We start from the raw sequence: 23,461 nt of genomic DNA, 5'->3' as shown, positions 1-23,461 counted from the left end.
CGGCGGACCTTTTCTCATGGCCGGGTGGCCTGCGCGGGGTGCTCCGGCTCGCCCTCGTCGAACGACCGGACGCCGCCCTCGTCCGCGCCCTCGATGTACGGCGGCCAGGGGGCGAGGCCCGCGCCGTTCGGTGAGCCGGTGGTGACGAAGGCGGCAAGGGCCCCGGCGAACCTGTGGAAGAGTGCCTCGGCCCGGAGCCGGCGGGGGTCGTCGGGGCCGCCGAGGGCGCCCAGCAGTGTGCTGCCGCGGTAGGCGGCGAAACTGCCGAAGAGGAAGGGGAGTTCGGCGCAGTGCGAGGCGCCGACGGAGTCGATGGTGCCTATGGATCCGTCGCCCCGGCCCCCGTTCTCGTCGTGGCCGTCCCCGTTACCGGTCAGGTTGTCCCCCTCCCCGTAAGGGCACCGGTCAAAGCGGTAGACGTACGTCAAGTCGCCCGGCCCTGAACGTCGTTCGGCGAGGTCGGTGACGCCCGAGCGCCAGTGGAGGTCGCTCGCGACGTCCGTGAGGATCCGCGCCGGAGTGCCGCCGGGCCGCCGGGCCGTATACCGGACGTAGGTCTCCTCCGCCCGGTCCCGGTCGCCGCCCAGCCAGGTGGTCAGCATGCCCACCGCCGCCGCGCGGTCCGCCGTGCGGATGCGGTCGTCGTGGGTGAGGAAGGCGGTCATCTCGTCGGCCGTGGTGCCGACCAGGACGTCGGTGCCGTGCAGTGCGCCGTCCGCGACCGCATCGAACGGCGGCCGGGGGAGCGCGGCCCCGCCCAGGACCGGGTACATCGGCGGCGCGGTGCGCCCGGCGCGCAGCGCCTCGGCGCGCACCGTGCGGTAGCCGTCCAGCAGTTGCTCCACGGGGAGTTTGCGCAGCGCGGCTGCCGTCTGCGTCGGGCCGGTGCCTGCGGGGACGTCCAGTGCCCGAAGATACCCGGCGGTGGACTCGGCGGCCTGATGGGGATCCTGAGCGGGGAGGTTGAGCGGAGCGCTCTGGGCGATCACGCGCCGGATCAGCGGACCGGCCTCGGGGGAGAGCGCCAGCAGCAGGGCCGTATAGGCGCCGGAGGACTGGCCGCCCACCGTGAGCTGCGCCGGGTCGCCGCCGAACGCCGCGATGTTCTCCCGCGTCCAGCGCAGCACCGCGATCTGGTCCAGCAGCCCGGCGTTGTCCGCGCCGATCTCCGGGAGGTGGAGGTAACCCAGCGGACCGATACGGAAGTTGGCCGTGACCACGACGATGTCGCCCAGCGCGGCCAGGCGGGCGCCGTCGTAGCATTCGGTGCCGCTGGAGCCGCCGGCGAAGGCGCCGCCGTGGAACCACACCAGCACCGGGCGGGGCCGTGCGCCGCGCACCGCGTCGGCCGGGCTCCAGACGTTGAGGGTCAGGCAGCCGTGCTCGGACCACTCCGGCGTGGGTTGACCGGTCAGCCAGGACAGCGCGGAGGGGAGCTGCGGTACGGCGGGCCCGGGGCGCGCCGCGGGGCGGACGCCGGTCCAGCCCCGGTGTGGCTCCGGGGGCGCGAAGCGCAGGCCGCCGACCGGCGGCGCGGCGTACGGAATGCCCTGGAAGGCCGCCACCGGACCGGCAGGCATCCGGCGCGGGTCGTCGTGCAGGACCCCGCGGACATCGCCTCCCGTCGTGGTGACGGTGTGCGTATCCGACGGGCGCGAACTGGTCATGACGGATGGTCGCTTCCGTGTGGGGGGCGGTGACGGCGTGTGCTGTGTCGATCGTAGGCGAGGGGCGTACGGGGCCGCGGGCAGGGCCGCGTCGTACGCACAGCGTGAACTCAACTCCCGGTTAAGTCCGCGCTCCTCACTGTCCGTAAGTGGACTGGTGCGGCGCGTACGTCGCGTGGAAGGATGGCGCAGAGAGGTTCCGGCGCCCTTGACTGCCTTAACTGTTCGTTGGGCCAGGCCCATTGGGCCGCGGTGCGGGACCGCGAGAGTCCGAAAGGCGGAACGGTGGCATGACGGCAGCGGGGGACGGCCGGTCCAAGGAGGCGGGCAGCGGCGCGCTCGCGGAGCGCCTCAACCATCTCTTCGCGCATATGCATCCGGCCGGGGCCCCGTACACCAACGCCTTTGTCGCCGAGGAGATCAGCCGCCAGGCGGCCGAGTACGGCGGGGCCAAGGTCACCGAGCAGTATCTGTCGATGCTGCGCAACGGCCGCCGCACCAACCCCGGTCCGGAGCTGCTGCGCGCCCTCGCCAAGTTCTTTGCCGTACCGGTCGGTTATCTGCTGGGCGACCTCTCGCAGCCGCAGGTCGCGCGGGTGGAGGAGGAGGTCCGCTTTCTGGCGGCGATGCGCGACCAGCGGGTGCGGGCGATCGCCCTGCGCTCGGTCGGGCTGCCGCCGGAGGTGCAGGAGAGCCTGTCGACGATCATCTGCCAGTTCCGGCGGCAGATGAACCTGCCGCCCGATCCGCCGGAGCGGGGCGGTGAGCGTCATGGGGAGTGATCCGATACGGGAGCCGGTGGGCGATGCTCTGCGGGCCGCAGGGCCGGACGAGATCTTCGCCTTCTGGCGACGGGCCGGACGTGAGGACGGGACGAGCATGCGAGTGGGGCAGATACGCCGGCGGTGCAAGCGGCTGATCAAGGAGCTGGCGCTGCCCGCCGCCGTGGATCTGCGGGGGATGTGCGACATCGTCGCCACGCAGGTGGCCCGGCCCGTCCATATGGTGCCGATGAGCCTCGGCGGGGTGGTCTCGGGCATGACGGCCTCCACCGACGACGGCTACTGGGTCCTCTTCGAGCTCCGGACGTCCCCGTGGCACCAGGCGCACATCGTGCTGCACGAGCTGAGCCACCTGCTGCTGGGCCATGCGCAGGATCCGGCCATGACGGAGGACGCCCTGCGGATCTGGACCCCGTCCGTCGATGTGGCCACCGCCATGCGCCGGATGGGGCTGACGGCGGGCCTCGCCCGCCACCACGGCTACGACAACCTCGCCGAACGGGAGACCGAGGTGCTGGGCACGCTGCTGATGGAGCGGGTCGCGCCGTCGGCCGGGGAGCGCGAACTCCCGCTGGTGGGAAAGGCGGCCGAACTGGCCGCGGCCCTCGGGCCCGCGCTCCAGCACATCCGCAAGCAGCAGGACGAGGCCGCGGGGGACGGGCCGGGACAGGGCACGTCCGGGCAGGACGAGACCGCGGCCGACGACGGGGGACCGCAGCGTGTTTGACGTCATCTATCTCTCCTTCGCCGCGCTCTCCTGGGCGCTCGTCGCCTACAAGGCCGCCGCCTGGTTCCGCGACCGCGGCAACGCCGACCTCGGGCTGACGTGTGTGATGACGGGCGGCGTGGCGACCGTCTTCCTCTTCTCCGCGCCCAGCCTCTACCGCGGGTTCGACCGCCTGGTCGGCGTCGCCAACCTCGCGATGGTCTTCCTCTACTCCTCCGTCATGGTCTTCGCCGCGGGCGCGCTCGTCCTGCTGCTGCGCTGGACGGCCGGCGAGGGCGAGGCCGCGCGGGCCCGCGCTCGGGCCAGGGCGCGCGCCGCCGTCGGGGGTGTGGCCGCGCTGTGGGCGGTGGCCGTCGCCGGCTTCGCGATCGGCCGCCCCGATACCGTGGAACACCCGCGTGACTTCAGCACCGCATACACCAACTCCCCGGGCGTCATGCTCTTCCTGGTGCTGTATTTGGCCATCTTCGGGTCGAGCCTGGCGGGCCTGGCCGCGCTCTGTTCGCGCTACGCCGCCCAGCTCGGCCGGTCCTGGCTCGCCCGGGGCCTACGGGTGCTGGCCGGGGGCTGCGGACTCGGCCTGTGTTACTGCACCTTCAAGGTCGTCGGCTTCGGCCTGTCCTGGGCGGGCCACCCGGCGCCCTGGCTCTCGAACGGCGTGGCCCCGCTGAGCGCCTCGGTCGCGGCGATCCTCGTCCTCACCGGCTTCGCCCTGCCCGCCGCCGGTCCCCGCGCCGCCGCCTGGCGCCGACTGCGCCGGCTCTCCCCGCTCTGGCGGACCGTCACCGCGCAGGCCCCCGAGGTCACCATGGAACGCCTGCGCTGGACCGCCCGCTGGCCGTTCGCCGACCTCGAATGGCGCGCCAACCGGCAGATGGCGGAGATCCGCGACGTCCAGCGCGGCATCCGGCGCCATGTCGAGTCCGACGCCGTCGACGTCGCCCGCGAGCGCGCCCGCGGAGTCTCGCTCGACGACCGCCAGCTGGCCGCCGTCGCCGAGGCGGTCGCGCTCCGCCGCGGGCTGGAGAACCGCGCGGTGGGCCATGTGCCGGCCCATGGCGCCGACAGCGTGGTGGTCACCACCGGGACGTCCGCGGGTTCGTCCGGCACCGGTGAAGCCGTCGAACTCTCCACGGAATACGAGCACTTGGCGCTGGTCGCCGACGTCTATCACTCGCCACTGGTGGAGACGGTGCTCACCGAGCTGCGCCAGCGCAGCGCCGTATCGCGCCCCTAGCGGCGGCGCGATCCCCCAGACGGGGTGGCCCGGCACGGGGGTCCGGGCCACCCTCCCCGTCGTCCCCCGCCCACCGCGCCCACTGGCGCCCGTCCGGATCTAGAGTCGAGCCCCATGCAGAACACCGCCGAGACCGGCCCCGACGCCCCCATCGACGTGACGCCCCTCCTCGACGATCCGCACGCCGCGTACGCCGCGCTGCGCGAGTCCGGACCGGTGCACCGGATCACCGGGCCGGACGGGCACCCCGCCTGGTTGGTCACCCGCTACGACGACGTGCGCAGCGCGTTCGCCGATGCGCGGCTGTCCCTGGACAAGAAGCATGCCGCGCCCGGCGGTTACCGGGGTTTCGCGCTGCCGCCCGCGCTCGACGCCAACATGATGAACATGGACCCGCCGGACCACACCCGGATCCGTCGGCTGGTGGTGAAGGCGTTCACCCCGCGCCGGGTCGAGGCGCTGCGCGACCCCGTACACCGGGTCGCCGAGAGGCTCTTGGACGCCATGGAGGAGCGCGGCGGGCCGGCGGATCTGATCGCCGATTTCGCGGGACCGCTGCCGGTCATCGTGATCTGCGATCTGCTCGGCATCCCCCAGAGCGACCGGCACGACTTCCGCGCCTGGACGGACGCCCTGGTCACCCCCGATCCCGCCAAACCCCAGGCGATGCGGGACGCGGTCGGGGCGATGCTGGAGTTCTACACCGGTCTGATCAAGACCAAGCGCGCGGAACCGGGCGACGATCTGCTCTCGGATCTGATTGCGGTGCGCGACGACGCCACCGGGACGGACGGCGACCGGCTCACCGAGGACGAACTGACCTCGCTCGCCTTCCTGATCCTCTTCGGCGGGTACGAGAACGTGGTCCACCTCATCGGCAACGCCACCCTCGGCCTGCTCGAACGCCCCGACCGACTCGCTCGGTTGCGGCGTCATCCGGCCGAACTCCCCGCTGTCGTGGAGGAGTTCATGCGTCATTCCGGCCCGGCGCCGCTGGCTATCCGCCGCTTCGCCAAGGAGGACCTGGAGATCGGCGGCGTCCGCATCGCGGCCGGCGACAGCGTGCTGCTCGGCATCGCGTCCGCGAACCGTGACCCGGCCCGCTTCCCGGATCCGGACGCCTTCGACCACGGCCGGGACCTCTCCGGGCACCTCGCGCTGGGCCACGGCATCCACTACTGCGTCGGCGCGCCGCTGGCCCGTATGGAGACCGCGACCGCGCTCGGGGCGCTGATCGCCCGCTTCCCGGGCTTGCGCCTGGCCGTTCCGCAGGGCGAACTTCGGCGTCGGCGCACGCTGCGCGCACATGGCCTGATTTCGCTGCCCGTGGCCTGGGAATCGAGAAACGAACAAGTTTTTGAGGCGTAACCGCTCCCGGATGCGGTAAAAAGGTCTCAGACCCGCCCGGTGTGCATCCCCCGTCGCACCGGGCGGGTCCTTTGTTTGCAGCTGCGACCGGCCCGGCCCGGCGGGCGACGGCGCGCCACCCCGGCTGTCCTCCCGGCCGCGACACGCCGGGCGGCCGGCCCTCCCGTGGCCCGTCTGGCGCATCCACGCTGCGGGCCGCAACGGCCGTTCATAGCGTGACGGCATGGCAACCGACGCGCTGTATTCCAGGAAGGCCGCCGCCATCGCGGCGCTCGCGCTCGCCGGAATCTCCCTCACGTCCATACCTGCCACGGCCCGCCCCACGGACCGCCCCGCGGCCGCCGGGCCCGACAGCCGACGGCCCGCCGCATACGGACCGGGCGTCCGGGTCGGCGAGGCCCCCGATGTGCCCGAGCTGCCGGGCGGGCTCTCGGCCCGGTCCTGGATGGTCTCCGACGCGGACACCGGCGATGTGCTGGCCGCCAAGGACCCGCACCGCAAGCTCCCCCCGGCCAGCACCCTCAAGACCCTCTTCGCGGTCACCGTGCTCCCGAAGTTCGAGGCCGGTTCCGTCCACCACGTCAATGCCACCGACCTCCAGGGCGTCGCGGACGGCAGCAGCCTCGTCGGCGTCAAGGAGGGCGGACAGTACCGGGTCGCGGATCTGTGGCGCGGGGTCTTCCTGCGCTCCGGCAACGACGCCGTGCACGTTCTGGCGTCGATGAACGGGGGCTGGGACGCCACCGCCCAGGAGATGCAGAAGACCGCCGGCAGGCTCGGTGCCCGCGACACGACGGTCAAGTCCCCGGACGGCTACGACACGCCCGGCCAGGTCTCCTCGGCGTACGACCTCACGGTCTTCGGCCGCGCCGGTCTCGCCAACCCCGACTTCGCCCGCTACTGCGCCACCGCCAGCGCGCACTTCCCCACCCCCGACGGCATCACCCGGATCGAGAACACCAACCGGCTGCTGGCCGGTTCCCACGGCATGACCCGCTACCCCGGCATCATCGGCGTCAAGAACGGCTACACCAGCCACGCGGGCAACACCCTCGTGGCCGCCGCCCGCCGGGACGGCCGCACCCTGCTGGTCACCGTGATGCACCCGAGCTCGGGCGAGTACAACGCCGTCTACAAGGAGGCGGGTGCCCTGCTCGACTGGGGCTTCGACAGCGTGGGCAAGGCCCGCCCGATCGACACCCTGCACGCCGTGCCGGCCCTCCCCGACGACCGCTCCCCGTACCGCGCCCGGGACCGCTCCGGACACCGCGCCGACATACGCCGGCCCGCCGCCGGCACCGGAATGGCGCAGGGCGCACAGGATGCCGGGAACTCCGCCGCCGCGATCTGGGGAGGCGGCGTGGGCGCGGTCATCCTCGCCGTGGCCGGCACGCTGGCCTGGCGACGCCAGGGCCGGCGCCGCGGGAGGCCGCAGGGGGAGGCGTAGGACGCGGGGAGCCGGGCCGGGTCAGGCGCCGCCGGTACGCAGCCGCGGCGCCGTCCCGGCCGCCGACACCGGCGTGTCGCGCCCGTCCAGGCTCCCCGCCACCCGGCGCGCCCAGCCCATCAGTCCGGCGACGTCGATGCCGTAGGGGCCGGTGGCCGCGTACGGGGCGAGGGCCTTCGCGCCCCGGTCGAGCAGCGCCCCGGCGCCCGTGACATTGCCCCGCGCCGCGTGGGTGAGGCCCACCGCGAGCTGCGCCAGCCCCCGCCACAGGCCGCGCTCCGCCTCCGGTGCCGATTTCCAGGCGTCCTCCAGGACTTCGTGCGCATGGAAGGGCATCCCGTCGTCCAGCAGCCGCTGCGCCTCGGTCAGTGTCTGGGCGGGCGTACGGGGCACGCCCTCGGGCTGCCGCGCCACACCGGGGGAGCCGTACGGCAACGGCCGCCCGAGCCCGTCGCGCGGGCGGGCGTTACGGGCCCGTCCCTGCTCGTCCCGGTCCCTGCCCTGGGTGCGGGAGGCCGCAGAACCAGGGGACACGGCTGGCTCCTCGGCCGTATCGGCCCCGGTTTCCGCCGCCGGGGCGCCGCAGTGCTCGCACCCCCCGCCGTCCGGCCGCTCCCGCACCCGGCCGCACTCCTCGCACACCAGGTGCAGCCGGCACGCCGGATCGCCGCCCGGGACGGGCGCGCCGGACTGGTCGGGGGTCTTCTCGGTGCCGTTCACCCTTCGATTGTGCGGTGTAGCGTCCGTCCGCGTCTCAGCCCTGCTCCACCTCGTAGAAGCAGAGATGGTCCTTGATCCGCGCGACCTCCGTGTGCGGCTCGGGGTAGGCCCATGCGACGTCCTCCGGGCCGCCGGGCAGCGACCAGTAGGAGGCGGTGCCCTTGAAGGGGCAGACGGTGTGGGTGGCGGAGGGGGTGAGCAGGTCCGTACGGACGTCCTCGGGCGGGAGGTAGTAGCGGGTGGGGTAGCCGGTCTCGGAGAGGAGGAGGGGGCGGCGCGATTCGGCCAGGATCTGGCCGTTGACCACGACGCGGACCGGGTCGGTGCCTTGGGTGATCTCGATGCGGTGGCCGGGGGCGGCGGGCATGGTGACGTCCTTCGGGTGGTGGGCGGGCGGTGGTCCGGTCCAGGTGGGCACTTCAGGTATCACTCCAGGGTGGCACCGGCGGCGTCGAGCAGCGGGACACGGGCCAGCGCGCCGCGCAGGGTCTCGCCGATGTCCGCGACGGGGATGCCCAGCGCGGTCAGCCAGGCGATGACCTGGGCGAGGGAGGCGTCCATGGCGGCGGTCAGCGGAAGCAGGGCCTGGAGGGTCACCGGAGTACCGCTGTGCCAGGAGCCGTAGAAGGACAGCAGGGTGAGGGCCCGGCCGTACGACAGGCCGTCGGGCAGCCCCTCGCCGGAGATCCGGATGCCGTAGGAGGCCAGGCGCGCCGCGATGTCCTCCGGGGCGGCCCGCACGTCCTGCGAGGCCACCACGGCACGGGCGAACGGCAGCACCTCGGCCGGGTCCACCCGCCAGCCGGCACAGGGCCCGTCCGGGCTGAGCAACTCGTCGTCCAGCGCGGTACGGGGGTGCGGCAGGCGCAGCGGGACCTCGATCCCGTACGCCCGCAGCCGGGTCAGGACCTCTTCCAGGGAGCGGCCGGTCGTGCGCGCGCCGTGGAAGAGGCGCTCGTAGGTGACCGGTTGGGCGCGCCAGGGCAGCAGGGGCCGGTCCGCATCGCAGGCGTCGGCGGGAAACGGGTCGGGCGGCCGGAAGCCGTAGCGGATCAGCCGCTCCAGGACGTCTCCCGGTGCGAGGTGCAGTTTCCGCGCGGCGGAGAGGACATGGCCGGCGGGGACCGGCTCCGCCGGGGACAGCCAGGGCCAGCACCCGTTCGCGTCCGCGCTGAGCAGCGTCAGCGCGGCCTCGTCGGGCACGTCGGGCAGCGGGCCCGGCCGTGCCTCGAACCCGTAGCGGCGCAGCACGGCGGCGATCTCCGGCAGCGGGATGCCCAGCGCGCAGGCCGCCTGCGCCAGGTGGCCCGGCGGCACGGGCTCCTCGGGGTCGAGCCACTGCCGCAGGTCGGGGCCGGGGTCGCGCAGATCCCGCAGCAGCAGCACATCGGGCCGGTCGTTACGGGCGTGGGCCGGTGCGGCCGCCGGGGACGGGGTGAGCGGCAGCCCGAGCGCGGCCGCCCGCCGGCGGACCGCCTCCGGCCCCAGCCGGGCCGCAGCCCTCTCCAGGGCCGCCTGCTGCATCGCTCCGGCGTGCTGGATCCAGGTCCAGTGGCGTTGGCCGGGCCTGCGGTGGGCCAGTAGGAGCTGGTCGGAGGGCAGCGCCGGCAGGACGGCGTCGACCGTGCGCAGATCGGGGTGGAACGCGGCCAGCGTGTCGAAGACCGGGTTGGGGCGGTGGGCGAGGATCCGCCACAGCAGCACGTGGTCGTACGGCGCGCCGTCCACCTTCGTCCACATCGGATAGCGTTCGACGCGCAGCGGCCCGGCCTCCAGGAAGAACGGATCTCCCGGCAGGCACCCGGTGCGCGCGGTGTCGAAGTTCCAGCGGTCGGCAGTCAGCCGCCGGCCCGCCGCGGCGGTCGCCGCCGCCACCACATCCGCCAGCTGCACGCTGTGCTCGGCCACCGAGCTGATCCAGTCGAAGGTGGGCAGCTGCTGTTCCGTGGCGACCAGATCGCGGGCCGCCTCCGCCAGCACCTCCCGGACCGTGTCCGACACCTCGTCGAGGATCTCGGTCCGGTCGGCCGACAGCCGTTCCGGGGCGAAGGCGCCGGAGAGATTCACCACCGCACCGGTCAGCCCCGGGCCGGTCTGCGACAGCACCCCGCGCCGGACGGCCGGGTGGACCACCAGACCGTCGACCAGCACCCCGCCGCCGCGCTCGCACCACACGACCTGGACGCCGTCGGGCGCCTCGCGCCAACGGACCGTCCTGTGATGGGCGTTGAGGCCGAAGCGCTCCCCCGCAGCGCCTTCCCTGGGCTTGAGTTCACCCGCCGGCCAGACGCTCATCCGCCGCCCGTGCCGGGCGACCGTGGGGAACTCCGCGATCCCCAGGACCCGTTCGAGCCCGTCGACGCACGACCAGCCCGGCGCCCGCTCCTCCGTGTCCCGCAGATACAGCCGTACCCGCGTCCCCGGTTCCTCGCCGCGCGGCGCCCGTTCCACGATCCGGAACAGATGCCCCGGGCCGAAGACCGACACCTCCAGCTGCGGCCCCGGCGTACCGTCCCGCCCCATCCGGCAGGTCCGCACCCGGATCTCGTCGGCCAGCATGAAATAGCTCAACACGCCGATCCCGAAACGGGAGTTGGGGAAGAACGGGACCGGCGGGTCCAGCCGCCGCCAGTCCGCCTGCTCCAGCTTGAAGTCCGGCTGTTCGGCAAACCGCGCCCCGGCATGCGAGAACACCCCGCGCAGCTCGGCATCGCCCATGCCGATGCCGTTGTCGCGGCATTCGACATACTCCCGGCCGTCCTCGTCCACGCCCTGCGCGAAGGCGATACGCCCCTCGTACGCATACGCGGCCGGCTCCGTACGGTCCAGATACGCGGTGCGGGCGCGGCGGTAGCGGCAGGCGTCGAGGGCGTTCTGGTAGAGCTCGCGGAGGGCGAGTTCGGGGTCCTTGTAGAGCTGGACGCCCATCAGGAGGTCGCGCACCCGGTGCTCGTCGAGACGGAAGCCGGCCCAGCCCTTGAGGACCCCTGCGGCCGGGACCACACCGTCCGCCGACAGCCGGGTCGGCAGCGGCGGCAGCGGCTCGGTGACGCGGTCGTGGACGGTGCGGTGGACCGCGTGCAGCAGGTCGTCGGCGCGCACCGTGTAGGCGCGCAGCGCCTCGATGACGGCCTCGTGGTGGCACTGCGCCCGCAGGACCGGCAGATCGGGGGAGCCGCCCCAGCCGGATGCGTCCAGTGTCCGACGCAGCTGCGCCGGATCGACGGGATGGGGCACGCCCAGATGTTCCGCGACGATGTCCGGCAGGGCCGTCATCTCGACGGACGTGCCGTAGGCCAGGGCGAGCAGCAGGCACAGGCGGCGGTCGCGGATGCGCTGATGGCGCGGACCGCCCACGACCCGGTCGTCCGCCGGGAGCAGGTCGAGGTATTCGGGATTGCAGACACCGGGGCCGCGGCGCAGCCCGTGCAGCAGCCGGCTCACCCGGAGCGGGTCGAGGGCGTCACCGAGCGCCCGTGCGGCGTCCGGGACGAGGGCGAGGAGCTCCCGGACGGCCTCCGGGTCGCCGAAGTCGGTGCGCTGGGCGAGCCAGCGGTGCCGCAGCCACCAGTGGATCGGCGCCGCCGCCTCGGGATGCAGCAGGGCCCGCTTGCGTAACAGGGCGTGCTCCTCGGCGTAGGTCTCGAAGGACGCGCGGGCCTCGTCGGCCTCCGGTGGGGACGGGTCGACGGCGGCCCGCACGGCACGGCGCAGCGTATGGAGGCGGTAGAGGAACGGGGTGAGGACCAGCAGTGCCGCCTCGGCCGGGTACAGATCGAGGGCCGGGCCCCGCCCCGGCTCGCCCAGGAGCCATTCGATGCGGTCGAGGAACCGGGCGGGCAGTCCGGGGTCCTGCCAGGGGTCGGCGGCCAGCAGCCGTTCCGCCAGGTCGCGCTGCTCGGCCAGGCGGGCGGCGGCCGCGGCCACGCACTCGCGGAAGGGGGCGGCGTCGCGGCCCTGGGGGACGTGGTCCCACACGGGGGAGTCGGCGGCCAGCCGCGCCCAGGGATCCTCGGCGGGCGAGGGGGGCGGGGGCGGGGCGGCCTGATGGATCGACAGCTGCCCGATGTGCTGGGCCTGGACCACCGGGCCCGCCACCGTGCCGCCCGACACCGTGTTCCAGGTCTCCGCGTTCCGCGGCACCCCGGCGTCCCCGCCCCCGGTCTCCCCTTGCTCGCGCATCGCGCCCGCGCCCTTCCCTCGGCTCAGTGGGACAGCCTAGGACCGGCGCCCGGCCCGGAGGTCCGGACGAGGCGGCCCCGGCCGGGGACACGGTACGTGATGATCCGGTCGCCCTTGGTCGTTGGGCGGCCATATCCCCTGGAGCAGCAGAAAGGCGGTGGAATGTGGCAAAGTGACGACATGGCTGACCGGGGAGCGAAGCACCCCACCGTGTCGGTGCCGGACGACTGGCCCGCCCACCCGGACCTGACCCTGGCTCTCAACGGCATGGGCGGCTTCGACTGGGACCTCGACAGCGGGCTGATGCACATGGATCCGCCCGCCCTTGAGGTCTTCGACCTGCGCCCCGCCGAGTACGACGACCGTCCCGAGTCCCTCAGCGGCCGGCTGCCGGCCCATGAGGCGGCCCGGCTGGACGCCCTCGTGGCCCGCGCCCTCAAGGACGGCAGCGACTCCTACGGCGCCTATTTCCGGGTCCGGATGCGCGACGGCACACTGCGCTGGACCCACGCCCAGGGCAGTATCCGCCGCGACCCCACCGGCCGTCCCCGCCGGATCATCGGCATCTTCCGGGACGCCAGCCACGAATACACCCACGCGGCGGAACGCCTCGCCGTCGACGAGGAGCGGCGCCGGCACACCAGCGTCGTCGAGCGCACCACCGCCGCCCTGGCCCACGCCCGGTCGGTCGGCGAGGTCATCGCCGCGCTCGCCAACGAGCAGGGCCTGGAACGGCTGGGCGCCGAGAACGTCATCCTCGGACTGGTCGAGGCCGGCCGTATCCGGCTGGTGTCGGAGGGCAAGGCGGGCAGCTTCGTCCCGGACCTCGAATACACCCGGGTCGGCGACCACTTCCCCATGAGCGAGGTCGTCCGCACCCTCACCCCGCGCTATGTGCGCACCCGCGCCGAGTTCCAGTACGGCTACCCGCGGCTGTGGCACGCCATCGAGCCGCTGAACATCCGCTCCGCCGCCTATCTGCCGCTGATCGCCCAGGGCCGGCCCATCGGCGTCATCGGGGTGTTCTACGCGCGCGAGAGCGACTTTCGCGACCAGGAGCGCAATGTGCTGCTCGCGCTCGGCAGCAGCATCGCCCAGAGCCTGGCCCGCGCCATGCTCTACGACCAGGAGCACAGCCTGGCCGCGGACCTCCAGCAGGCCATGCTGCCGCGCCGGATCCCCGGGGTGCCCGGCGCCCAGGTGGCCGTGCGCTACCGCTCCGCCGGGGTCGGCCGGGACATCGGCGGCGACTGGTACGACGTCATCCCGCTGCCCGACGGCCGGGTCGCCGCCGTCATCGGCGACGTCCAGGGCCACGACACCCACGCCGCCGCCCTCATGGGCCAGCTGCGGATCGTCCTGCGCGCCTACGCCGCCGAAGGCCACGCCCCCGCCACCGTCATGGCCCGCGCCTCCGCCTTCCTCAACGAACTCGACACCGACCGCTTCGCCACCTGTACGTATGTCGATGCGGACCTGAGCACGGGGGCGGCCCGGATCGTGCGCGCCGGGCACATCGATCCGATGGTGCGGCACGCCGAGGGCATCTGCCGCCGCCTGCCGGTGGCCGGCGGGCTGCCCCTGGGGATCGCCTCGGAATTCATACGGCTCGACTACCCCGTCACCACCGTCCACCTCGCCCCCGGCGACACCCTGGTGCTGTGCACCGACGGACTGGTCGAACAGCCCGGCATCGACCTCGACGACGGCATGCGGGACCTGGCCCGCGTGGTCCGCGACGGACCGCAGGACGTCCAGCAACTGGCCGACGCACTCTGCGAGTCGGTGGACGGGGCCCGGGGCGAATCGGCCGGCGAGGACGATATGGCGCTGCTGCTGCTCCGGCGCCTGGGCACCCCCGAGCACGACACCGTCGGCCGCTTCCGCCAGCACATTCCCCCCGCCGACCCCGACGCGCTCTCCGCCGCCCGCCACATGATCCGCGCCGCCGTACGGGCCTGGGGCGCCCGCGAACGCTCCGAGGAGATCGAGCTGGTCGCCGACGAGCTGATCACCAACGCCCTGCTGCACACCGACGGCGAGGCGATCGTCAACATCCGCATGCCGCACAGCGCCATGCGACGGCTGCGCCTGGAGGTCGAGGACCACTCCAGCAGCCTGCCCCGCCGCCGCGAACCGGGCGAGGCCGGGGTCTCCGGGCGCGGGCTGCTCTTGGTGGACAGGCTGGCGGATGTCTGGGGTGTGGAACCGCGCGGCACCGGAAAGTGCGTATGGTGCGAGTTCAACTGCCTCTGACGGCACGGCGCTCGGCCGCACCGCCATCGGCGGTTTTCGGGCGCCGAGCAACCGGCACGGCCACGCGAGGACGGTAGGACGGATATGGGATCGCCGGCGGATGCGGAACAGCGCGGTGACGTCCGCGAGGCGGCGGCCCGGCTGCATGCCGAGGGCGTCCGCACCCTCGCGCTGACCTGGGTGGACAACGCGGGCATCACCCGCGCCAAGGCCATTCCGGCCGAGCGGCTGGCGCACGCCGTACGGCACGGGGTCGGCATGTCGCCCGTCTTCGACGTCTTCACCTCCGAGGACGCCATCACCGAATCCGACCATCTCGGCGGCCCGGCCGGCGATCTGCGGCTCTTCCCCGACCTGGAGCGGCTCACGGTGCTCGCCGCACAGCCCGGCTGGGCCTGGGCCCCGGCCGACCGCTACGACCAGGACGGCACCCCGCACCCCGCCTGCCAGCGGCAGTTCGCCCGCGCCATGGCCGACCGCGCCACCGCCGCCGGCCTCGACCTGCGCATGGGCTTCGAAACCGAGTGGGTGGTCACCCGCGCCCCCCAGGGCCACGACCCGGCCGAGGACGATGCGTACGAGCCGCTGGACTACCCCTGCTCCGGCCCCGCCTACGGCATGACCCGCATCGTGGAACTCTCCGACTACCTCCGCGATGTCACCGAAGCCCTCACCGTCCAGGGCATCGAGGTCCACCAGATCCATCCCGAGTACGCCCCCGGCCAGTTCGAGGTCAGCTGCGCCCCCGGCGACCCGGTGCGCGCCGCCGACGACGCCGTTCTGGTACGGGAGACCGTCCGCGCCGTCTCCGCCCGGCACCAGCTGCGCGCCTCCTTCGCCCCGGCCGTCGTCGCCGGAGCGGTCGGCAACGGCTGCCACCTCCACTTCAGCCTCAACCGCGCGGGCGCGAGCCTGCACCGCACCCCCGACGCGCCCTGGGGCCTGGCCCCCGACGCCGTCGCCTTCCTCGCCGGCACCTTCGGCGCGCTGCCCGCCCTCCTTGCCATCGGCTGCCCCTCACCCGCCAGTTATCTGCGGCTCCAGCCCTCCCGCTGGGCCGGGATCTACCAGTGCTGGGGCGTCGAGAACCGCGAGGCCGCGCTGCGGCTGATCCCCGGCGCCCCCGACGACCCCGACGGCGGCAGCGCCGAGCTCAAGACCTTCGACGGCGCCGCCAACCCCTACCTCGTCGTCGGCTCGGTGATCGCCGCCGGACTGCACGGCATCGAGACCGGCGCCCGTCTCCCGGCCCCCGAGACCGAGGACCCGGGCACCCTCGGCGTCCGCGAACGGGCCCGGCGCGGCATCGTCCGGCTGCCCGGCACGCTCTCCGAAGCCACCGACCGCTTCGAGAAGTCGGGCCCGCTGCACGAGGCGATGGGCAAGGTGCTGCACGGCGCGGTGCTGGCCGTACGGCGCGCCGAGGACACCCGGTTCGCCGACGTCGACGCCGAGGAACTGGCCGCCGCGACCCGCTGGCGCTGGTGACCATGGCGGCGCACACCGCGGGGCCGGAGCCCGGCCCGGACGAGGGCGCCGGGCTGGACCTGCCGCCGCTGGTGGACCACCACTGCCACGGCGTGCTCCGCTACGAACCCGCCCCCGGGACGTTCGCCGCCTACCTCACCGAATCGGACCGCCCGCCCGCCGCGGGCACCACCTTCTTCGACACCCAGACCGGCTTCGCCGTACGCCGCTGGTGCCCGCCGCTGCTCGACCTGCCCGCCCACTGCCCGCCCGACGACTATCTGGCCCGCCGCCGCGCCCTCGGCCCCGACGAGACCCGCCGCCGTCTGCTGGGCGCCACCGGCATCGGCGCCTACCTCCTCGACACCGGCCTGCCCGGCGACCTCACCGGCCCCGCCGAGACCGCCCGCGCCGCGGGCGGCACCGGATACGAGGTCGTCCGCCTGGAAGCGCTGGCCGAACGCACCGCGATCGGGGCGCGCGACGCCGAGGAGTTCACCGACGCCCTCGGCACCGCGATCGAGGACGCCGCCCGCACCGCCGTCGCCTTCAAATCGGTCGCCGCCTACCGCCACGGCCTCGCCCTCGACCCGCTGCCCCCGCCCCCGCACGAGGTGCACCGCGCCGTACGCGACTGGATGGCCGCCGGACTGCCCCGCCTCGCCGACCCCGTCCTGCTGCGCCACCTCGTCTGGCAGGCCGTCGCCACCGGCCGCCCGCTCCAACTGCACACCGGCTTCGGCGACCCCGACCTGCGCCTGGACCACGCCGACCCCGCCCTGCTGACCGACCTCGTCAAGGCCACCGCCGGCACCGGCACCGACCTGGTGCTGCTGCACTGCTACCCGTACCACCGCCAGGCCGCCTACCTGGCGAGCGTCTTCCCGCACGTCTACGCCGACGTCGGCCTCGCCCTCACCCACACCGGCCCGCGCGCCACCGCCGTCCTCGCCGAATTCCTCGAACTCGCCCCTTTCGCCAAACTCCTCTTCTCCACCGACGCCTACGGCCTGCCCGAGCTCTATCTGGTCGGCAGCGCCCTCTTCCGTACCGCCCTCGCCGCCGTCCTCGGCGACTGGACGGCCACCGGCGCCTGGTCCGCCGACGACGCCCGGCGGGTGGGCGCGATGATCGCGGCGGACAACGCGCGACGGGTCTACGGCCTCGAAGCCGCCACGGCCTCGCCATGAGCGCGCCCCGGTAAGGGGCGCACCCGGCGAGCGCCTCTTTTCGCCCTGCCGTCCGCCGCACCCCCGCCGCGTGCTTTACTGCGCCGCGTGGCATCTACAACGACCTCGGACGGCAACCGCTCACCCAAGAGCCCCGAAGAGCCCCATATACCCGCCCGCTCCCGGATATTCGCCGATCTGACCCCGCTGCGCACCTCGCCCGACTACCGCCGCCTGTGGTGCGGCAACACCGTCTCCTGGATGGGCCAGCAGATGACCGCCCTCGCGGTCTCCCTCCAGGTCTACGCCCTGACCCACTCCACCTTCTCGGTCGGCCTGGTGGGCCTGTGCTCCCTGGTCCCCCTGGTCGTCTTCGGGCTCTACGGCGGCGCCATCGCCGACACCGTCGACCGGCGCACACTGGGCCTGTTCAGCGCCTCCGGCGCGACCGTGCTCTCCGTCGTCCTGGCCACCGCCGCACTCGCCGGCTACCACCGCGTCTGGCTGCTCTACACCGTCGTCGCCCTCCAGGCCGTCTGCTTCGCGATGAACTCCCCGGCCCGCAGCTCGATGATCCCCCGGCTGCTGCCCACCGAGCAGCTGCCCGCCGCCAACGCCCTCAACTCGCTGACCAGCAACCTCGGTCTGATGGGCGGCCCGATGCTGGGCGGCGTGATCGTCGGCCTGTGGGGATACCAGGCCGCCTACCTCATCGACGTCGCCGCCTTCAGCGCCTCCCTCTACGCCATGTGGCGCCTGCCCTCCATGCGCCCCGACCAGGGCGACGGCGCCCGCCGCCGCGCCTCCGTCCTGGACGGTCTGCGCTTCCTCGCCACCCGCCCCAACCTGCGGATGACGTTCTTCTCCGACATGGCCGCGATGGTGCTCGCCCAGCCGCGTGCCCTGTTCCCCGCGGTCGCCGTCCTCTGGTTCGCGGGCGATGCCAAGACCGTCGGCCTGCTGGTCGCCGCGCCCGCCGTCGGCGCCGTCCTGGGCGGGCTGTTCTCCGGCTGGCTCGGCGGTATCCGCCGCCACGGCCTGGCCATCCTGCTCGCGGTCGCCTCCTGGGGCGCGGCCATCGCCTGCTTCGGCCTCTCCCGCCACCTGTGGCTCGGCCTGTTCTTCCTCGCCGTCGCCGGCTGCGCCGACACCGTCTCGATGGTCTTCCGCAGCACCATGCTCCAGGCCGCCACACCGGACCGGATGCGCGGCCGCCTCCAGGGCGTCTTCATCGTGGTCGTCGCCGGCGGCCCGCGCCTGGGCGACTTCCTCACCGGCTCGGCCGCCGACCTGACCTCCCCGGAAACCGCGGTCATCGGCGGCGGCCTGGCCTGCGTCCTGACCGTCGCCCTCCTGGGCCTCGGCCGCCGCGCCTTCGCCCGCTACGACGCACGGGATCCGCAGCCGTAGGGCCGTATCCCCGCCCGCTACGGCAGAACCGCCGTCAGGTCCGGCTCGTCGAGGCCCTCGTCGTGAAGGGACAGGGCGGCCGCCGTACCTTGCGGTGTCCCAGGCGCAGCAGGTCCTGGTCCACGCCGCCGGGGGCCACGGCCGCCGTCCGCCCGCGCCCGTCGTGGGCCCGGGACAGCGCCCCGGCAGCGCCGCGCCGCGGCTCACCCGGAAGCCGTCGTACGTCGTGCGGTGCGGGCAGAACCGGCTGGACCCGACGGCCGTACCGCCGATGCGGATCCGCAGCCGGGGGGACGGGGGAGAGGGCACGGTCTCAGTACCGGACGATCGCGGTCGGCCCGAACACCGTCCCGATGGCCAGGTGCGGGGCCAGGGACGGCCGTACCCAGGCCAGGATCCGCGCCATCGCCCCGGCCGGTACGGAGACACAACCGGCCGTCGCACCCTTCCCGTTGACGTGCAGGAAGATACCGGCGCCGCGGTGGCGCGCCGGGCGGTGATAGTTGAACCCGGTCACCAGCGCCTGGCCGTACTGCGTCGGATGGTCCGCCAGCCGCTCCGACTCGCCGGCGGCGCAGTCCGGCGGCAGGGGGGCGACCCAGCGGTTGTAGGAGGCGGAGGCGTTGTCCTCGCACCACCAGGAGTCCGGGCCCACCCGCCGGTAGGGGATCGTGGTGCCGGGCGGCGCCGGGTCGAGGCCGAAGCCGTACGGCAGGTCGTACAGCCCGGTCGGGGTGGTGGAGGTGCCCTGCTGCCGGGTACGGCCCTCGGTCAGGCCGCCGGACCCGAAGCGGGCGGGCGCCGAACCGCTCTTGTGCCAGCGGCCGTTGTGCCGCTGCCACCAGGCCACGGTGCCGGTGGTGGAGCCGGTGGAGAGCGCCCGGGCGGTGATCAGCTGGGCGCCGCCGCCGGTGTCGGCCATCAGGTAGGGGAGGGGGAGCAGCTCCGCGCGGGCGGGACCGGCGGCGGGGCCCAGCAGCAGTGCTGCGCACCCGAGGAGCAGCGCCGCGAGCGCCGCCGGCGCCGTCCTCCGGCGGGCCGGGACCGTCCTGGGCACGGCGGTGAGGGGCATGGCGGCACTGTAGAGCGCACCGCGCCGCCCGCACGCCGTCCAAACAGGCCAAACGGGCCACCGCACGGGCCGGACCGGCCACCGGGTCCCGTCGGCGGCCCCTCCGCCCCGCCCGGCGGGCTCGTCCGCGGCAATCCGTCGTGCGCGGGGGCCATGGACGGGCCAGACTCGGGTACGGGGGCCGATGTGCCACGAAACGTTCCGATACCGGAGGCCCCCAGTGCAGTGGCAATCACCTAAGCGCAGTGACGGCACGCTCGACCGCGAACCCGAGCCCCCGCGGCCCGGGCCGCCCCCGGACCCCGGCGGTCCGCCGCCCAGCCCCCTGCCGGAGCCGCTCCCCGGCCCGCCGCCGACCCCCGAGCCGCCCGATCCCATACCGCCCGAGCCCTCCCCGGTGCCGCGTCCGCCCGGGCCCGACCCGGTCCCGGATCCGTCCCCGGCTCCCGGACCGCTCTCCTGAGCATCACAGCCCAGCCCGTACGCTCTTCCTCTCTCGGGAGGTGCCGATCATGGCCATCGCCACGGTCAACCCGGCCACCGGCGAAACCCTCAAGACCTTCGACCCGCTCAACGCCGGTGAGATCGAGGACCACCTCGTCCGCGCCGAGCAGGCATTCCAGGAGCACCGCACCACCGGCTTCGCCTACCGCAGCGAACGCCTGCTCGCCGCCGCCGATCTGCTGGAGGCCGATCTGGACTCGATCTCCCGCACCATGACCACCGAAATGGGCAAACCGCTCGCCCAGGCGCGCGCCGAGGCGAAGAAGTGCGTCAAGACGATGCGCTGGTACGCCCACCACGCCGAGGAACTCCTCGCCGACGAACACCCCGACCCCGCCGACGTGACCGACTCCGGCGCCGCCCGCGCCGTGGTGCGCTACCGCCCGCTGGGCACCGTGCTCGCGGTGATGCCCTGGAACTTCCCGCTCTGGCAGGTCGTACGGTTCGCCGCCCCCGCCCTGATGGCGGGCAACACCGGTCTGCTCAAACACGCCTCGAACGTCCCGCAGACCGCCTTGTACATCGAGGAGCTCTTCCGCCGCGCCGGCTTCGCCGAGGGCTGCTTCCAGACCCTGCTGATCGGCGCCCGAGCCGTCGAGGACATCCTGCGTGACCCGCGGATCGCCGCCGCGACGCTCACCGGCAGCGAACCGGCCGGCCGCTCGGTCGCCTCGATCGCCGGCGACGAGGTCAAGAAGACCGTCCTGGAACTCGGCGGCAGCGACCCCTATGTCGTCCTGCCGTCGGCCGATCTCGACAAGGCGGCCTCGGTCGCCGTGACCGCCCGCGTCCAGAACAACGGGCAGTCGTGCATCGCGGCCAAGCGGTTCATCGTTCACACCGACGTCTACGACGACTTCGCCGCCCGTTTCACCGAGCGGATGTCCGCCCTCACCGTCGGCGACCCCATGGACGAGCACACCGACGTCGGCCCGCTGGCCAGCGAGCAGGGCCGCTCCGACCTGGAAGAACTGGTCGACGACGCGGTCCACCGGGGCGCCACGGCGCTGTGCGGCGGCCGCCGCCCGCCCGGGCATCCCGCGGGCTGGTTCTACGAGCCGACCGTACTCTCCGGCATCGACCCCGATATGCGGATCCACCACGAGGAGGCGTTCGGCCCGGTCGCCTCGCTCTACCGCGTCGCCGACCTGGACGAGGCGGTGACGGTCGCCAACGATTCGCCGTTCGGGCTCAGTTCCAACGCCTGGACCCGCGACCCCGACGAACAGGCCCGCCTGGCCCGCGACCTCCAGGCCGGCGGCGTCTTCTTCAACGGGATGACCGCCTCCCACCCCGGCCTGCCCTTCGGCGGCGCCAAGCGGTCCGGGTACGGCCGGGAGCTGTCCGGGCACGGCATCAAGGAGTTCTGCAATATGACGACGCTGTGGTACGGGCCCGAGGACTAGGCGCTTCTGACGGATCTCCGCGGCGTCTCGGCGCCTGGCTCACGGGGCGTCCCAGAGGGTGGCCGTCAGCTCGAACGCGGGGTTGCGCGAGCTGCCGAGGCTGCCCCCGGAGGATGTGTCGACCTTGGTGAAGGTCACCTTCGCCACCCGGTTCTCCGTGGTGATCACGCACCAGGTCGTGCCGGGAGTGATCTTCGTCGCGGGCATGGACTGGGCGACGCCGCCGGCGTTCGCGGCGGCCCGGCAGTCGGCGGCCGTCGCGGTGCGGGAGTCGGCGACACCGGCCTGCACCTGGGGGGAGTCACTGTTCCACACGATCGTGGCGGGGCCGCCCTCCTGTACGCCGCAGCCGTAGTCGATGAATTCGCTGTTCGACGAGAGGCCGGTCCGGTCGACATGGGTCGAGGGCTCGTCCAGGTCGAGGACCTGAATCCACTGCCCGCCGACGTCGCAGGTTGCCGCCTGCCAGCTGAGCTTCCGGTCGCGGTAGCGCACCTTCGGGCCCGCGGGGGCGGTGCCGCCCCCGGCCGCCGCCTTGCTCGGTGGTGCGGTGCCGGGGGTCGTGCCCAACGGGCCGGGAGTGCTGCCCGACGGGCTGCCGGTGTGCTGCGAGGACCCGTCCCGGGCCTGGCCGCCGTGTGCGCCACCCTTGCCCGAGGCACCGTCACCCCCACCCCCCAGTACCCCTTTGACCAGCGACGACGCCAGCAGTACCGCCAGCGCACCGCCGACCGCCGCGGCGATCACCACCGGTCGTCCGCCCTTGTGTCCGCGCGGCGGCGGAGTGGGGGCGCCCAGGTGGAACGGCGGTGGGGCGGGGGCGACCGGAGAGAACGGCGGCGGTGACGGCGGCGCCGACGGCCGTGGTGGTGGCGGCACGGCACCGGGTGTCCCGACCGGCCCCCGCACCAGCGCCAGCGACCCGGCTCCCCCGGCCGACCGGCGCTGCGGACGAGGCAGTCCCCGGCTGTGCAGTGTGCGGTCGACCGCGCGGTGGATCTCGTCGAGGGTGAGGGCGGCCGGCGCGCCCAGGGACTCCAGCAGGGCGCCGGTGAACGCGGTGTAGCGCGCTCCGGAGGGCGCATGCGCCGGAGCCGTTTTCGTCGTGGAGGTGAGGACGTACGTTCCCGATACGTCGAGCGATAAGTCGAGCTGACCAACGGCCAGGTTGGTCGGCTCGGCCATCGCGGACACCGCCCGGCCCGAGAAGCAGCAGTCCAGCAGCAGGACCCGCGACCGGGCCAGGGCCTCGCCCACATGGCGTTTGAGCAGTTCGATCGGGACGGCGGTGAAGCCGATGTTCTCGACATCGGTGTGGACCAGTGCGAGGTGCAGCTGCCCGTCGCCGTCCAGCACGCCGTGTCCGGCGTAATAGACCAGCAGCAGATCCTCCGCCTCCCGCACCGCCCAGCTCAACGCCGCGCCGACGGCCGCCTGATCGGAGGGGTCGGACACCACCCGGCAGTGTTCGGGTGCCAGCAGACCGTGCGCCGGATCGGTCAGGGCGGCCTTCAGCGCCCCGAGATTCGCCTCGACGGAGGGGATGTCGGGCAGCCCGGTATGACCGAAGCGACTCGTGCCGATCAGCACGGCCCTGCTGGTGGGGCCGTGCGGGAAGCGTCTGCCGCTCATTCCCCCTGCCCGTTGCGGGAGTCGAGGGAGCGGAACAGCTCCTGCGCTTCGTGGAGCACCGCCGACTGGTCGGTGGCGCGTTTGACGTCGATGCTGACCTTACGGCCGTCGCCCAGCTCCAGGCTGACCGCGACGTCGGGACGGCGGTTGGTGAACCAGGTGCACAGAGGGGCGATCAGCCCCGCGATACCGCCCGATCCCAGAATGACCGTCAGCGCCGTCAGCGTGCCGCCCATGTGGCCGGGCGCCGGCGGCGCGTACTGCCAGGTGACCCGGCCGCGCAGCTCGTCGTCGTACGCCAGCCACTGCTGGAGCGACCGCAGCTGTGCTTCGCCGTCCACCCCCTCGACGGTCAGCCGCAGTTTTCCCGGATCCTGACCGGCCCCCACATCCGCCATCGGACGTCCTCCCCCTT

General features: G+C 73.8%; 17 protein-coding genes. 10 read left to right on the top strand and 7 right to left on the bottom strand.

Annotated elements, in window-relative coordinates; all coding sequences use genetic code 11:
• Positions 1–14: 14 nt before the first annotated feature.
• Positions 15–1,667, bottom strand: a complete 1,653-nt coding sequence (locus SNA_RS24890) for a carboxylesterase/lipase family protein (RefSeq protein WP_063752633.1) — start codon at positions 1,665–1,667, stop codon at positions 15–17.
• 290 nt (positions 1,668–1,957) lie between these two features.
• On the opposite strand from SNA_RS24890, the gene SNA_RS24885 reads away from it, so the two are divergent.
• The 5 genes from SNA_RS24885 (at position 1,958) to SNA_RS24865 (ending at position 7,228) form a co-directional block, all read left to right on the top strand.
• Entirely contained in the window at positions 1,958–2,449 is a 492-nt protein-coding gene (locus SNA_RS24885; protein ID WP_030066526.1) for a helix-turn-helix domain-containing protein, read from the top strand.
• On the top strand, positions 2,439–3,176 hold the full coding sequence (locus SNA_RS24880) for a hypothetical protein (protein ID WP_044366870.1): 738 nt from the start codon (positions 2,439–2,441) through the stop codon (positions 3,174–3,176). Before SNA_RS24885 ends, SNA_RS24880 begins: the two co-directional genes overlap by 11 nt.
• Positions 3,169–4,413, top strand: a complete 1,245-nt coding sequence (locus SNA_RS24875) for an MAB_1171c family putative transporter (RefSeq protein WP_030066523.1) — start codon at positions 3,169–3,171, stop codon at positions 4,411–4,413. Before SNA_RS24880 ends, SNA_RS24875 begins: the two co-directional genes overlap by 8 nt.
• Before the next feature lie 114 nt (positions 4,414–4,527).
• Complete coding sequence (locus SNA_RS24870; RefSeq protein ID WP_030066521.1) at positions 4,528–5,781, top strand: cytochrome P450 family protein; 1,254 nt, start codon at positions 4,528–4,530, stop codon at positions 5,779–5,781.
• Between the two features lie 223 nt (positions 5,782–6,004).
• Positions 6,005–7,228, top strand: a complete 1,224-nt coding sequence (locus tag SNA_RS24865; protein ID WP_078970176.1) for a D-alanyl-D-alanine carboxypeptidase family protein — start codon at positions 6,005–6,007, stop codon at positions 7,226–7,228.
• A 21-nt stretch (positions 7,229–7,249) separates the two neighbouring features.
• Here the strand turns inward: SNA_RS24865 and SNA_RS24860 are convergent, their stop codons facing one another.
• The 3 genes from SNA_RS24860 to SNA_RS24850 all read right to left on the bottom strand — a co-directional run bounded on the left by SNA_RS24860 (position 7,250) and on the right by SNA_RS24850 (position 12,130).
• Complete coding sequence (locus SNA_RS24860) at positions 7,250–7,762, bottom strand: DUF309 domain-containing protein (RefSeq protein ID WP_037790364.1); 513 nt, start codon at positions 7,760–7,762, stop codon at positions 7,250–7,252.
• Between the two features lie 220 nt (positions 7,763–7,982).
• On the bottom strand, positions 7,983–8,315 hold the full coding sequence (locus SNA_RS24855; protein ID WP_030066518.1) for a DUF427 domain-containing protein: 333 nt from the start codon (positions 8,313–8,315) through the stop codon (positions 7,983–7,985).
• Positions 8,316–8,374: 59 nt separating this feature from the next.
• Positions 8,375–12,130, bottom strand: a complete 3,756-nt coding sequence (locus tag SNA_RS24850) for a wHTH domain-containing protein (RefSeq protein ID WP_052808983.1) — start codon at positions 12,128–12,130, stop codon at positions 8,375–8,377.
• Between the two features lie 180 nt (positions 12,131–12,310).
• Between SNA_RS24850 and SNA_RS24845 the strand changes: the two genes are divergently transcribed.
• From SNA_RS24845 to SNA_RS24830, 4 genes are all read left to right on the top strand, one after another.
• Positions 12,311–14,386, top strand: coding sequence for a SpoIIE family protein phosphatase (locus SNA_RS24845; protein ID WP_030066513.1), 2,076 nt, complete (start codon positions 12,311–12,313; stop codon positions 14,384–14,386).
• Between the two features lie 84 nt (positions 14,387–14,470).
• Positions 14,471–15,874 (top strand): type I glutamate--ammonia ligase, encoded by a 1,404-nt coding sequence (locus SNA_RS24840; RefSeq protein WP_044366869.1) that lies wholly within the window; start codon positions 14,471–14,473, stop codon positions 15,872–15,874.
• A 2-nt stretch (positions 15,875–15,876) separates the two neighbouring features.
• Complete coding sequence (locus SNA_RS24835; protein WP_198535129.1) at positions 15,877–17,043, top strand: amidohydrolase family protein; 1,167 nt, start codon at positions 15,877–15,879, stop codon at positions 17,041–17,043.
• An 87-nt stretch (positions 17,044–17,130) separates the two neighbouring features.
• Positions 17,131–18,432, top strand: a complete 1,302-nt coding sequence (locus SNA_RS24830) for an MFS transporter (protein ID WP_030066510.1) — start codon at positions 17,131–17,133, stop codon at positions 18,430–18,432.
• A 313-nt stretch (positions 18,433–18,745) separates the two neighbouring features.
• On the opposite strand, the gene SNA_RS24825 is transcribed toward SNA_RS24830, so the two are convergent.
• Entirely contained in the window at positions 18,746–19,504 is a 759-nt protein-coding gene (locus SNA_RS24825; protein WP_241779825.1) for a L,D-transpeptidase family protein, read from the bottom strand.
• Between the two features lie 512 nt (positions 19,505–20,016).
• Here SNA_RS24825 and SNA_RS24820 point away from each other — a divergent pair.
• Positions 20,017–21,414: an NADP-dependent succinic semialdehyde dehydrogenase gene (locus tag SNA_RS24820; RefSeq protein WP_030066508.1), complete on the top strand. Its 1,398-nt coding sequence runs from the start codon at positions 20,017–20,019 to the stop codon at positions 21,412–21,414.
• A gap of 39 nt (positions 21,415–21,453) precedes the next feature.
• On the opposite strand, the gene SNA_RS44815 is transcribed toward SNA_RS24820, so the two are convergent.
• Together SNA_RS44815 and SNA_RS38590 are read right to left on the bottom strand one after the other, a co-directional pair.
• Positions 21,454–23,046, bottom strand: a complete 1,593-nt coding sequence (locus SNA_RS44815; RefSeq protein ID WP_051877322.1) for a caspase family protein — start codon at positions 23,044–23,046, stop codon at positions 21,454–21,456.
• A complete protein-coding gene (locus SNA_RS38590; protein ID WP_051877321.1) occupies positions 23,043–23,444 on the bottom strand; it encodes an effector-associated constant component EACC1 in 402 nt (133 codons plus the stop codon). Before SNA_RS38590 ends, SNA_RS44815 begins: the two co-directional genes overlap by 4 nt.
• Between the last annotated feature and the right edge of the window lie 17 nt (positions 23,445–23,461).

Origin of the sequence: Streptomyces natalensis ATCC 27448, assembly GCF_000935125.1 — a bacterium.
Classification (GTDB): domain Bacteria; phylum Actinomycetota; class Actinomycetes; order Streptomycetales; family Streptomycetaceae; genus Streptomyces; species Streptomyces natalensis.
This window is presented reverse-complemented; position numbering and strand designations above follow the sequence as displayed.

Coding starts and splice junctions, on each gene's coding strand:
- SNA_RS24840 (WP_044366869.1), top strand. CDS start 14,471: ATGGGATCGCCGGCGGATGCGGAACAGCGCGGTGACGTCCGCGAGGCG.
- SNA_RS24845 (WP_030066513.1), top strand. CDS start 12,311: ATGGCTGACCGGGGAGCGAAGCACCCCACCGTGTCGGTGCCGGACGAC.
- SNA_RS24880 (WP_044366870.1), top strand. CDS start 2,439: ATGGGGAGTGATCCGATACGGGAGCCGGTGGGCGATGCTCTGCGGGCC.
- SNA_RS24835 (WP_198535129.1), top strand. CDS start 15,877: ATGGCGGCGCACACCGCGGGGCCGGAGCCCGGCCCGGACGAGGGCGCC.
- SNA_RS24890 (WP_063752633.1), bottom strand. CDS start 1,667: ATGACCAGTTCGCGCCCGTCGGATACGCACACCGTCACCACGACGGGA.
- SNA_RS24855 (WP_030066518.1), bottom strand. CDS start 8,315: ATGCCCGCCGCCCCCGGCCACCGCATCGAGATCACCCAAGGCACCGAC.
- SNA_RS24885 (WP_030066526.1), top strand. CDS start 1,958: ATGACGGCAGCGGGGGACGGCCGGTCCAAGGAGGCGGGCAGCGGCGCG.
- SNA_RS24865 (WP_078970176.1), top strand. CDS start 6,005: ATGGCAACCGACGCGCTGTATTCCAGGAAGGCCGCCGCCATCGCGGCG.
- SNA_RS38590 (WP_051877321.1), bottom strand. CDS start 23,444: ATGGCGGATGTGGGGGCCGGTCAGGATCCGGGAAAACTGCGGCTGACC.
- SNA_RS24820 (WP_030066508.1), top strand. CDS start 20,017: ATGGCCATCGCCACGGTCAACCCGGCCACCGGCGAAACCCTCAAGACC.
- SNA_RS24825 (WP_241779825.1), bottom strand. CDS start 19,504: ATGCCCCTCACCGCCGTGCCCAGGACGGTCCCGGCCCGCCGGAGGACG.
- SNA_RS24870 (WP_030066521.1), top strand. CDS start 4,528: ATGCAGAACACCGCCGAGACCGGCCCCGACGCCCCCATCGACGTGACG.
- SNA_RS24850 (WP_052808983.1), bottom strand. CDS start 12,130: ATGCGCGAGCAAGGGGAGACCGGGGGCGGGGACGCCGGGGTGCCGCGG.
- SNA_RS44815 (WP_051877322.1), bottom strand. CDS start 23,046: ATGAGCGGCAGACGCTTCCCGCACGGCCCCACCAGCAGGGCCGTGCTG.